10 protein-coding genes are annotated in these 11,581 nt (G+C 70.7%); 2 read left to right on the top strand and 8 right to left on the bottom strand.

Annotated features, from left to right (window positions below; genetic code table 11):
- Nucleotides 1–126: 126 nt before the first annotated feature.
- The 3 genes from HW578_RS16035 to HW578_RS16025 all read right to left on the bottom strand — a co-directional run bounded on the left by HW578_RS16035 (nucleotide 127) and on the right by HW578_RS16025 (nucleotide 2,200).
- Nucleotides 127–1,521, bottom strand: a complete 1,395-nt coding sequence (locus HW578_RS16035) for an amidase (RefSeq protein ID WP_198371564.1) — start codon at nucleotides 1,519–1,521, stop codon at nucleotides 127–129.
- Complete coding sequence (locus tag HW578_RS16030; RefSeq protein ID WP_198371563.1) at nucleotides 1,518–1,706, bottom strand: hypothetical protein; 189 nt, start codon at nucleotides 1,704–1,706, stop codon at nucleotides 1,518–1,520. The genes HW578_RS16035 and HW578_RS16030 overlap by 4 nt, the downstream gene beginning before the upstream one ends.
- 86 nt (nucleotides 1,707–1,792) lie before the next feature.
- Nucleotides 1,793–2,200, bottom strand: a complete 408-nt coding sequence (locus tag HW578_RS16025; protein WP_198371561.1) for a globin family protein — start codon at nucleotides 2,198–2,200, stop codon at nucleotides 1,793–1,795.
- A gap of 288 nt (nucleotides 2,201–2,488) precedes the next feature.
- Between HW578_RS16025 and HW578_RS16020 the strand changes: the two genes are divergently transcribed.
- The gene (locus tag HW578_RS16020) at nucleotides 2,489–3,688 is read left to right on the top strand and encodes a CaiB/BaiF CoA transferase family protein (protein WP_232479015.1); all 1,200 of its coding nucleotides are present in this window, start codon (nucleotides 2,489–2,491) and stop codon (nucleotides 3,686–3,688) included.
- A gap of 1 nt (nucleotide 3,689) precedes the next feature.
- On the opposite strand, the gene HW578_RS16015 is transcribed toward HW578_RS16020, so the two are convergent.
- The gene (locus tag HW578_RS16015; RefSeq protein WP_232479014.1) at nucleotides 3,690–4,667 is read right to left on the bottom strand and encodes a Bug family tripartite tricarboxylate transporter substrate binding protein; all 978 of its coding nucleotides are present in this window, start codon (nucleotides 4,665–4,667) and stop codon (nucleotides 3,690–3,692) included.
- A gap of 110 nt (nucleotides 4,668–4,777) precedes the next feature.
- Between HW578_RS16015 and HW578_RS16010 the strand changes: the two genes are divergently transcribed.
- On the top strand, nucleotides 4,778–6,019 hold the full coding sequence (locus HW578_RS16010; RefSeq protein ID WP_198371558.1) for an amidohydrolase family protein: 1,242 nt from the start codon (nucleotides 4,778–4,780) through the stop codon (nucleotides 6,017–6,019).
- 4 nt (nucleotides 6,020–6,023) lie between these two features.
- On the opposite strand, the gene HW578_RS16005 is transcribed toward HW578_RS16010, so the two are convergent.
- The 4 genes from HW578_RS16005 to HW578_RS15990 form a co-directional block, all read right to left on the bottom strand.
- Nucleotides 6,024–7,391 (bottom strand): LLM class flavin-dependent oxidoreductase, encoded by a 1,368-nt coding sequence (locus HW578_RS16005; protein WP_198371557.1) that lies wholly within the window; start codon nucleotides 7,389–7,391, stop codon nucleotides 6,024–6,026.
- 11 nt (nucleotides 7,392–7,402) lie between these two features.
- Entirely contained in the window at nucleotides 7,403–8,974 is a 1,572-nt protein-coding gene (locus HW578_RS16000; protein WP_198371555.1) for an ABC transporter substrate-binding protein, read from the bottom strand.
- Nucleotides 8,971–10,344, bottom strand: coding sequence for an LLM class flavin-dependent oxidoreductase (locus HW578_RS15995; protein ID WP_198371553.1), 1,374 nt, complete (start codon nucleotides 10,342–10,344; stop codon nucleotides 8,971–8,973). The genes HW578_RS16000 and HW578_RS15995 overlap by 4 nt, the downstream gene beginning before the upstream one ends.
- A gap of 181 nt (nucleotides 10,345–10,525) precedes the next feature.
- Complete coding sequence (locus HW578_RS15990; RefSeq protein WP_198371552.1) at nucleotides 10,526–11,380, bottom strand: branched-chain amino acid aminotransferase; 855 nt, start codon at nucleotides 11,378–11,380, stop codon at nucleotides 10,526–10,528.
- Nucleotides 11,381–11,581: the final 201 nt, after the last annotated feature.

Below are 11,581 nucleotides of genomic sequence, written 5' to 3'. Positions count from 1 at the left end.
GACGCCACGGTGCGGCGCGCGGCGGGCGCGGGGAGCAGGGGGCCCTCGGGGCTCACGGGCGTCGCATCCCGCGCCTGCGGCCATGCGGGGCCATCGCGTGGCGCGCGCGCCGGGCCGGTGCCTCAGTCACAGCGCCGGCCGCCGGTCCTTCCACGGCGCGGCGACCTCGTAGGCGGCGGCGGCGCGATAGATCGTGGCCTCGGCGAAGTAGCGCCCGACCAGCTGCAGCGAGAGCGGCAGCCCTTCCGCCTGCGAGAGGCCGCACATCAGCGTCAGCGCCGGGTGGCCCGTCACGTTGAAGGGGGTGCGCGCCTGGCGCGGATAGGTGATCTCGACCGCCTCGGGGTCATCGATCCGGCAGGCGGGGTCCATGCTGCTCGCGGTCAGCAGCAGGTCGCACTCGGCGAGGGCGGCCTCCACCGCGGCGACCAGTTCGCGGCGGCGGCGCTGCGCATTCACGTAGTCCTCGGCGCGCACGAACAGGCCGGGGGCCAGACGCTTGCGCGTGAGGTTCGAGTAGCCCTCGGGCGCCTCGCGCAGCCAGCGCCCGTGGATGGCGGCGGCCTCGCTCATCAGGATGGCGCGGTTGACGCCGGCGAATTCGGTCAGCGTGGGCAGGGTCACGGTCTTCACCTTCGCCCCCTGCTTCGCCATGAGCTTCGCCGCGGTTTCGATCGCGGCGGCGACTTCCGCGGTGGCGGGCTGGTCGGTCTCGTGGAAGTGGCGCACGAAGCCGATGGTCAGGCCCGTCAGGCCCTTCTTCAGCGCGCGGGCGTAGTTCTCGGCCCGCACCGCCGCGCTGCCGGGGTCGGCCGGGTCATGGCCTGCGATGGCATTCAGCAGCAGCGCGTTCGATGCCACGTCGCGCGTCATCGGCCCGACATGGTCCAGCGTGAACGCCAGCGGAAACACGCCGCGGCGCGACACCAGCCCGTAGGTCGGCTTCATGCCGACGATGCCGCAATGGCTGGCCGGGTGGCGCACCGACCCGCCGGTGTCGGTGCCGAGAGCGGCGGGCAGGATACCCGCGCCCACCGACGACCCCGACCCCGAGGACGACCCGCCCGGATGATGCGCCGCGTTCCACGGGTTGCGCGCCGGCGGGAAGGGCAGGTCGAAGGCCGGCCCGCCAATGGCGAATTCATGCGTCGCGAGCTTGGCGGGGAACACCGCGCCGGCGGCGCGCAGCCGTGCGACCACCGCCGCATCCGCCTGCTTCATGTTGTCCAGCAGGTGGCGCGAATGGCAGGTGGTGGGGTGGCCCTTGAGGTCGATGATGTCCTTCAGCCCGACCGGCAGGCCGTCGATGGCCGAACGCGGGCCGGATCGCGCGATGCGCCGCGTGGCCTTCTGCGCCTCGGTGCGGGCCTCGTCCCACAAGGGGCGGATGGTGGTGTTGAGCCGCGGCTCCAGCGCATCGAAGCGCGCGCGCAGCGCATCGAGGTATTCGACCGGCGAGATCCGCTTGCGCGCGATGGCGGCCGAGGCCTCGGCCAGCGTCATGCTCTCGGGCGCGGTCATGCGCCGCGGCCCTTCGGCATGGGCACGGCGAAGGCCGGCATCGGCTCGGCGGTCTCGTCGGCGGGGCGGGGGAAGGAACCGGCCAGGCGGCGGGCATGGGCGATCGCCTCGGCGATCTCGGCCTCGCGGCCGCGCCAGGGGGCGCCGAGGCCCGCGGCGCGGGCGAGGGCTTCGTCGTCGGTCATGGCTGGCGGCTCCCGTCCTGCATGGCGGGAATCTGCCGCAAAAGCGCGCAGAGTGGAAATCGGGCCGGGCGGCGGCCCGCGCCGGATCAGGCGGCGGCGTCGCGCATCACCCCGGCCAGCAGCGTGTAGGCCGCTGTCCAGGCCTCTTCCGCCTGTGGCGTCCAGGCATCGCCCAGCCCCTGGCCGAGCGTCCAGAGCAGGGCGGCGCCGACGCTGTCGTATTGCCCCGCGGCCACGCCATAGCCGACATGGCGGCGTGCGAGGGCCTGCGCGGCCGGAACGATGCGCTCGGGCTGGTGCAGCCCGGTGACGACGGTGTTCAGCATGGTGACGAGCTTGCGCTTCTGCTCGGGCAGGGTCTCGGCGCGGAACAGCGGGCGGGTCGTCGGGTCGATCTCGAACAGGCGGTCGTAGAACAGTGTCGCGGCGGTATCGGCGATCGGCACGACCTGCTGCCAGGTGGTCTGCACGATTTGGGTCTGGTCGGGGGTCATGGCGGCTCCTGCGGCGGCAAGGGACGGGCGAAGCCTAGACGGCCGGGCGGGGCGACTTCATCACAGATGTGCATCAGGACGGCGAAAAAGGTGGGGCGGGACCGGCGGCCCCGCCCCGAGGTGGTCCGCCCGGCGCGCCGGGCGGGAGCAACGGGAGGGAGGACCCGTGCCACGAGGGAGACCTGGGCGCCGCGGCGCCCTGGGGTTGAAGATGCACGGGCCTTGCTTGCCGAAGCGTTGCTGGCGCCGCGATTTTCCGCCGCCGCGATCCGGCGTATGGGGGAAGGCATGACACATGCGCCGAACCTGCCCCTTGAAGGGCTGAAGATCGTCGAGCTCGGCCACTACATCGCCGCGCCCTTCGCCACCCGGCTGCTGGCCGACCTCGGCGCCGAGGTGGTGAAGATCGAGCCCCCCGATGGCGACCCGGTGCGCGGCTGGGGCAGCAGCGTCGAGGGCCATGCCGTGTGGTTCAGCGTGCACGGGCGCAACAAGCTGAGCGTGACGCTGGACCTGAAGAAGCCGGCGGACCGTGAGAAGCTGGTCACGCTGCTGCAGCGCGCCGATGCGCTGGTGGAGAATTTCCGCGCCGGCTACCTCGAGCGCATCGGGCTCGGCCCGGATGTCCTGCACGCGGCCAATCCGCGCCTCGTGATCGGGCGCATCTCCGGCTACGGGCAGGAGGGGCCCTATCGCGACAAGCCGGCCTTCGGCGCGATCGGCGAGGCGATGGGCGGGCTGCGCCACCTGACCGCCAATCCCGGCCAGACGGATTACGCGCCGCCGCGCTGCGGGGTGTCCATCAGCGACGACCTGGCGGGGATGTACTGCGCCATGGCGGTGGTGGCGGCCTGCTGGCAGGTGAAGGGCGACCCGGCGGCGAAGGGGCGCGTGGTCGATGTGGACCTGGTCAGCAGCGTCTTCTCGCTGATGGAGGGCATGCTGCCGGAATACGGGCTGTTCGGCTGGGTGCGCCAGCCGCAGGGGGCGGCGATCAAGACCGCCGCACCGACCAACACCTATCCCTGCGCGGATGGGAAGTGGCTGTGCATCGCCGGCAATTCCGACCTGATCTTCAAGCGGCTGATGGCGGCGATCGGCCGGCCGGAGATGGCCGAGGATGCACGCTTCGCGAACAATGCCGGCCGCTGTGCAAACGTGGCGGAGCTGGACGCCGCGATCGCAGAGTGGACACGCGGGCGCGATGCCGCGACGGCCGAGGCCGTGCTCGAAGCCGCCGAGGTGCCGTGCTCGCGCCTGTACGACATGGCGGATTGCGCCAACGACCCGCATTTCCGCGACCGCTCCTGGGTGATGGAGGTGGCGGATCCGCTGATCGGCCAGGTGCTGCACCCGGCGGCACCCTTCCGCTTCGACGGTGTGGCGCCCCGCGAGATGGTGCGCTGGACCGGCCCCGCGGCGGGCGCGCACAACGATCTGGTGTTCGGCGCAGTGGCGCGCGGGGAGAGCGCGCCGCTGCGGCCGTGAGTCAGTCCGCGCGGATGTTGCCGGCGCGGATCACCTCGCGCCAGCGCGCGAGTTCCTCGCGGATCAGCGCCGTATAGGCGGCGCTGCCGAGCGTGCCCGGTCGCACGCCGAGCGTGGCGAAGCGGTCGCGCACCTGCTGGCTCGCCAGCGCACCGGCGATCTCCTGTTCCCAGCGCGCCGCGGTCTCAGGCGGGACGCCGGCGGGGATGGAGAAGCCGAACCAGTTTGTCGAGGTCGCCGCGGCGAAGCCGGCTTCGGCGAAGGTCGGCACGTTGGGCAGGGTGGCGGAACGTTCGGGCTCGCTCTGCGCGATGGCGCGCATGCGGCCGGCCTGGATATTGCCCATGGCGGTCGGCAGGCTTTCCATCAGCACCGGGATGTTGCCCGCCATCACGTCGGTCATGGCCGGGGCCGAGCCGCGATAGGGCACGTGGGTCAGCTCGATACCCGCAGCACGCGCGAGCAGCTGGCCCGTCAGGTGATTCATCGTGCCGTTGCCGCCCGAGCCGTAGGTGATCTCGCCCGGCCTGGCGCGGGCCAGCGCCACCAGCTCCGCCATCGTCGCGACCGCGACGTTCGGCCCGACGATTAGGATGGTGGGGAAGGTCGCGACCGAATGGATGTGCGTGAAGTCGGCCAGCGGATCGTAGGGGACATTGGCGTAGAGCACCGGCCCGATGCCGTGCGAGGCGGCGGAGGAGATCATCACCGTATGCGCATCCCCGCGCGCCTTGGCGACGATGTCGGCACCGAGCATGCCGCCGGCCCCGGGGCGGTTCTCGACCACGATCGGCTGGCCGAGGCGGTTGCCGAAATACTCGGCGAGGGTGCGCGAGAAGATGTCGGCCGCGCCGGCCGGCGGGAAGTTGACGATCCACCGGATCGGCCGGTTCGGCCAGGCCTGCGCGCCCGCGAGGCGAGGCGCCGCCGGCAGGGCGGCGGCGGCGGTCAGCAGGGCGCGGCGGGTGGTGCGGGTCATGGCTTGCTCCGGCATGTCGGGGAAATGATGCCACGGAAGACGCAAGGCGTGTGCCATGGACGACGCGCGGCGCGCGTGGTTCGATCGCCACACCCCTTCCGGAGACCGCCATGCAACTCGACCTGATCCTGCGCGACGTGCGCCTGCCCGATGCGAAGCCGGGCGAACCCGCGATGGATATCGGCGTGGCGGGCGGGCGGATTGCCGCCATCGCGCCGCGCCTCGAGGCGAGCGCGTCGGAAGAAGCGCAGGGCGGCGGGCGTGTCGTGTGCTCGGGCTTCGTCGAGACGCATATCCACCTCGACAAGTCCTGCATCCTGGGCCGCTGCGCCTGCGAGACGCAGCGCTTCCCGCATGGCGCGATGGAGCGGGTCTCGGCCGTGAAGCACACCTTCACGGTCGAGGACGTGACCGAGCGCGCGTCCCGCACCATCGAGAACTGCATCCTGCATGGCGCCACGCGCATGCGCACCCATGCGGAGGTGGACCCGAAGGTCGGGCTGCGCGGCGTGGAGGGCGTGCGCGCGCTGATCGAGAAGTACCGCTGGGCCATCGACCTCGAGATCTGCGTCATGCCGCAGGAGGGCCTGACCAACAATCCCGGCACGGATGAGCTGATGGTAGCCGCGCTGCGCAATGGCGCGACGGTGGTGGGTGCCGCGCCGAACTACGACAGCGACCGCGCCGCGCAGATCCGCCGCGTCTTCGAGATGGCGCGCGAGTTCGACGTGGACATCGACATGCACCTGGACAGCGGCACCTCGGCCGAGGAGCTGGACACGCTGCTCGTCTGCGACCTGACCGAGCAATACGGCTGGGGCGGGCGCGTCGCGGTGGGGCACGTGACCAAGCTCGCGGCGATGCCCTGGCCGGCGATGGACAAGGTGGCGAAGCGCATGGCGGATGCCGGCGTGGCGGCGACCATCCTGACCGCGACCGACCTGTACCTGGGCGGGCGGCATGTCGAGGCGAACGCGCCGCGCAACGTGGTGGACGCCAACCGCCTGGCCGAGCAGGGCGTGCTGTGCTCGGTGGCGTCGAACAACATCCTCAATCCCTTCACACCCTTCGGGGACGGGCAGCTGCTGCGCCAGGCGAACATGCAGGCGATCGTGACCAATCGCGGGTCGGACAGCGAGGTCCGCGCGGTGTGGGACATGATCACGAAGGACGCCGCGCGGCTGCTGCGCCAGGACGACTACGGCGTGGCGGTGGGCAATCCCGCCGACCTCGTGGTGCTGGATGCCGAGACGCCGGAGATGGCGCTGCGGACGGTGGCGCCGGTGCTGATGGCCTACAAGCGCGGCCGGCGCACCGTCACGCGCGAACGCGCGCGGCTGCACCGGCCCTGAGCGGTCAATCCGCCGCCTGCGCGCGGCGCGCGCGGGTGTAGCGGTTCTCCGGCACGCGCAGGCCGAGATTCTCGCGCAGCGTCGTGCCCTCGTAGGCGGTGCGGAAGATTCCGCGGCGCTGCAGTTCGGGGATGACCAGGCTCGAGAAATCCTCGAAGGGCTTCGGGTAGTAGTTGCAGATCACGTTGAAGCCGTCGGCGGCGTCCTTCTCGAGCCATTCCTGCAATTCGTCGGCGATGTATTCCGGCGTGCCGACCAGCACGCGATGGCCCTGCGCGGCGGAGACAGAACGCGCCACCTGGCGCAGCGTCATGTTGTTCTTGCGCGCCATGTCCATGATGAGCTTCTGGCGCGACTTGGCGGAATTGGCCTCGGGCAGGTCGGGCATCGGGCCATCCAGGTCATAAGCGAAGATGTCGATGCCGCGGGTGAAGCGCGCCAGCGCGGCGAGTGCGACGTCGTCGGGCAGCAGCGCCTGCAGCTCGTCGTACTTCTCCTGCGCCTCCGCCATGGTGCGGCCGATGACCGGCGTGATGCCGGGCATGATCTTGATGTCGTCCGGCGTGCGTCCGTACTTCGCCGTGCGCCCCTTCACGTCCGCGAAGAAGGCGCGCGCGGCGTCCAGTTCGGTCTGCGCGGTGAAGACCACATCCGCCGTGCGCGCCGCCAGTTCGCGCCCCGGTTCCGACGACCCCGCCTGCGCCACCACCGGCCGGCCCTGCGGCGTGCGCGAGACGTTCAGCGGACCCCGCACATGGAAATGCTGCCCGTGGTGGTCGAGGAAATGCATCCTGTCGCGGTCGAACCAGACGCCACTCTCCTTGTCGCGCAGGAAGGCGTCCGCCTCCCAGGAATCCCACAGCCCGGCGACCACCTCGTAGAACTCGATGGCGCGCTCGTAGCGCGCGGCATGGTCCACATGGGTGTCGAGGTTGAAGTTGCCCGCCTCGTCCTCGATCTGGCTGGTCACCAGGTTCCAGCCGCAGCGGCCCTTGCTGATGTGGTCGATCGTCGCGAAGCGCCGGGCGATGTTGTAGGGCTCATTGAAGGTGGTCGTGGCGGTGGCCACCAGCCCGATATGCGTCGTGCCCATCGCCAGCGCCGCCAGGCACGCCGTGGGTTCCAGCTTGACGATGCGCGACAGGCGGGTGCGCGTGAGGTCGCCGGCCTTGAGCGCATCGGACCCGCCGACCGCGACCGTGTCCTGGAAGAAGATGGTATCATACAGCGCGCGTTCCGCCATCTGCGCGAGGCGCATGTACCAGCCGAAATCCATGTCGGTCTCGGCCACCGCATCGGGATGGCGCCAGCCGGCGAGGTGATTGCCCGGCACGCTCAGGAAGGCGCCGAGCTTGAGCTGCTTCTTCTTCATCGCCCTATCCTTCAGCGCGCGACACGGATGCCGGTCGCCATGGTGTACTGGTCCCCCCGCGGGACGAGCGTGAGGTTGCGCGTGGTGCCCCAGCCGGAGCGCACGAAGAAGATCGGCACGATCGCCGCTTCCTCCATCGCGCGGCGCACGGCCTGTTGGGTCAGCGCCTCGCGCTGCGTGTCGTCCATGGTGCGCTCGATCTGCCCGAGCAGCCCGTCCAGCACCGCATCCGAATAGCGGCCGCGATTGGCCGGGCCGTGGCTGAGCTCCGGATTGTAGGTGCGCAGGATGTTGTTCATGCCCTCGGAGGCAGCGCCGGTGGTGGAGGCGAACATCGACATCGAGACGGAAAACTCGGGCCCGCCGGCCGCAAGCGCGCGGTTGGCGCGACGGAAGAAGATGCTCGAGGGGATAGCCTCCACCTCGGTGCGGATGCCGATCGCGGTCAGCATCTGGCCCAGCGCCTGGCAGGTCCGGCCATCGCCGGCGAAGCGGTCGCTCGTGCAGTGGATGGTCAGGCCAAAGCCGTTCGGATAACCGGCCTCGGCCAGCAGCGCGCGGGCCCGGGCGGGATCGAAGGCCGGGATCGGAAGCCCTGGTACATGGCCCATGAAGCCTTGCGGAGCGATCTGGCCGGCGGCCTCGGCCCCGCCCTCCATCGCGCGTTCGGCCAGGGCGGCGCGGTTAATGGCGTGGGACAGCGCGAGGCGCACGCGCCGGTCCTGCAGCGGGTTGCGATCCAGCGGCTGGCCGTCGACGCCGGTGACGAAGGGCGAACGCTCCCGCCCGCTGTCGATGTACATGTAGAGGTTGAAGGCCGATGTCGCGGTATGCAGGCGCGAGCGCTGGTCGCTGCGCACGCGTCCGTACAGCGCCGGCGGCACCGCATCGACAACGTCCACGTCACCCGCGAGCAGCGCGGAGACGCGCGCGCTGTCGTTCGGGATGAAGCGGAACACCACCCGCTGCCAGGGCTCAGGCGGTGCCCAATGGCGCGGTGCGCGTTCCAGTGTCACGTCGCTGCCGGGCGTGAAGCGCACCCAGCGATAGGGCCCGGTGCCCAGCGCCGCGCGGCCGCCGTTGAAGTCCTCCTCGGTCGCATTCGCCCCCACCGCGGCGGCGGAGACGATCATGATGGTGGTGAGGTTCACATGCAGCAGCGGCGCGGGGCCGCGCGTGCGGATGCGGACCGTGCGGGCATCGACTTCCTCGACCGAGGCGAAGCTGCGCAGCTGCGCGCTGTAGGTGCGAAGGCCCCGCGCATCCGCTGCGCGCCGCAGCGAGAAGGCGATGTCGGCCGCGGTCAGCGGCGTACCGTCGTGGAAGGTCACGCCCTCCCGCAGGCGGAACTCCCAGGTGGCGTCGTCCACGACGCGCCAGGATTCCGCCAGGCCCGGCACGGGCTGCAGGTACTGGTCCTGGTTCACCAGCGATTCGTAGACGTGCATCTGCACGTTGCGATTGGGCGAATAGGACTGGTGAGGGTCGGAGCCATCCAGCGCCGCCTTCATGCCGATGCGCAGCGTCTGCGCGGATGCCGGCGCGGAGAATGCCAGCAGCAGCGCGAGCAGCAGTCGCCTCATTGCGCCGCGCTCCCGAGCGCCTGCGCAACCGCCGCTCGCCGGCGCGCCGACGCCGGGTGCTCCGGCCAGGCCAGGCCCAGGTTCTCCCGCAGCGTGCGGCCCTCGTACTGCGTCCGGTACAGGCCGCGGCGCTGCATCTCGGGGATCACCATCTCGACCACGTCCTCGAGGCCGCCGGGCAGCCAGGTGGGCAGGAGGTTGAAGCCGTCCGCGGCCTCGTTGTGGAACCATTCCTCCATGGCATCCACGATGTCCGCCGGCGTGCCGATCACGGTGCGGTGCCCGTTGCCGCCGGCGATCGAGAGATAGAGCTGGCGGATCGAGAGATTCCCGCGCCGCGCCATCTCCAGGAAGATCTGTCCGCGGCTATGGTCACGCCCGTTCGCCGGTTCCGGCACCGGGCCGTCGAGGTCGTACTCCGACAGGTCGCCCAGGTAGTTCGCCAGCGCGCCAAGCCCCACCACCGGCTGCACCAGGTCCTGCAGGACCTGGTAGCTGTCCTGCGCTTCCTGCCGCGTGCGGCCTGGCACCGCCATGATGCCGGGCATGATCTTCAGCTGGTCGGGTTCGCGGCCGTACTTCGCCATGCGCCCCTTCACGTCGGCGTAGTAGGCGCGCGCATCCTCGAGCGTCTGCGCCGCGGCATAGACCACGTCGGCGGTGGCGGCGGCAAGTTCCCGCCCGTCCTCCGACGCGCCGGCCTGCACGATGATCGGCCTGCCCTGCGGCGTGCGCTGCACGTTGAGTGGCCCGGCGACGCGGAAGTGCTTCCCCTCGTGGTTCAGCACATGGACCTTGTCGGGGTGGTAGTTGAGGCCGGACGCCTTGTCGCGGATGAAGGCGTCGTCCTCCCAGGAGTCCCACAGGCCCTTCACCACCTCGACGAATTCCACCGCGCGGTCGTAGCGCCCGGTCTTGGGTGGCGCACCGACCAGGCCGAAATTCTGTGCCTCCATGTCGGTCGCGCTGGTCACAACGTTCCAGCCCGCGCGCCCGCCGCTGATGTGGTCCAGCGAGGCGAATTTCCGCGCGATATGATACGGCTCGTTGTAGGTGGTCGAGGCGGTGGCCACGAGGCCGACGCGCTGCGTGACCATCGCCAGCGCGGAAAGCAGCGTCAGCGGTTCGAACTGGACGTTCTTGCTCGTATGCGACAGCGCGCCTTTCGGTACATCGTTGAATCGGATGCCCACGCCATCGGCCAGGAAGGCCATGTCGAGTAGCCCGCGCTCGGCGGCCTGGGTCACGCGCACCGCGTGCTGCAACTCCATGTTGCCGCCGGCCGAGGCGTCAGGGTGCCGCCAGGCCGCCAGGTGGTAGCCCATGCCGATCATGGAGACGCCGAGGCGGATCTTGCGCGGGGATGCCATGAGGGATGCTCCGTCGCGACCTGCGCGCCAGGGCCGCCGGACACGGCGGCGCGGACACTCACGTCAGCGCGGTAATCCAACACCCGCGGCCGGTGGGTGTCCATCCGGCACGCGGGCGATGCGTGCGGACGGACGACGTCATCGCCCACATCGCGGGCAACGCTGCCCGCGAAATGCGCCCTCAGACGACCTTGGGCGCACCTTCCATCCAGCGCCAGTACAGCTCGCGCGCCTGCTTCGCGAAGCGGCCGATCTGCATGTCGCGCCCGTTGTAGTGCGTGCAGGGCTGCACCTTGGCGTAGTTGCCGGTCGAGAAAATCTCGTCCGCCGTGTCGAGCTCGGCCGGCTTCACCGCGCGTTCCTGCACGCTCACGCCAGCGTCCTGGAACAGGCGCATCACGCGCTGGCGGGTGATGCCGTTGAGGAAGGTGTGGTTCACCGCCGGCGTGATCACCTGCCCGTCCTTTGCGAACCACAGGTTGGCCGAGGCGAACTCCGCGACATGCCCGAGCGCGTCGCACATCACGGCATTGTCCGCCCCCTGCGTGGCCGCATAGTGCGAGGCGCGGGCGCCGTTGGGATAGAGGCAGGACGCCTTCGCATCGGTCGGCGCCATGTCCGGCGCGGGGCGACGGAATGGCGCCATCACGGCCGAGAAGCCGGCCCAGGCCGGGATCGGGCTGTCGTAGATCGACAGGATGAAGTCGGTGCTGTCGGGGTCGGGCCGCGCGGCGCCGAGGCCCTTGCGGATGAAGAACATCGGCCGGACATAAAGTTCCGCATCCGGGCCCATGCGGCGGATGCCCTCGCGGCACAGCGCCTCGATCTCGGCCGGGGTCTTGGTCGGCTTCATCAGCATCGACTTCGCGGACGCCACGCAGCGCGCGGCATGGCGATCGAGGTCCGGCGCCCAGCCCCTGATGGCGCGCGCACCGTCGAAGATGACGGAACCCAGCCAGAAGGCGTGGTCCATCGGGCCGATCACCTTCGGCTCCTCGGTGGACCAGGTGCCATCGTACCAGAAGACGCCGGCCATGATGTTTCCCTCTCCGTGCGCGTGCTGCGATGGTGTGCCATGGCGGACGGGGAGGGTGAAGCCCCGCGGGCAGGAGGGACGCGATGACCGGACACATGGATGCGCTCGAGACCCGCGACGCGGCGGCGCGCGCGGCGCATGCCGCACGGGTCCTGCCGCAGGTGGTGGCCGCCGCGATGCGCGCGCCGGCGCTGGCCGCGC

The organism is Roseomonas rosulenta (assembly GCF_016106005.1).
In the GTDB taxonomy this organism is placed as follows: Bacteria; Pseudomonadota; Alphaproteobacteria; order Acetobacterales; family Acetobacteraceae; genus Neoroseomonas; species Neoroseomonas rosulenta.
Note: the sequence above shows the minus strand (reverse complement) of the source record. Positions and strands in the feature narration are given on the sequence as shown.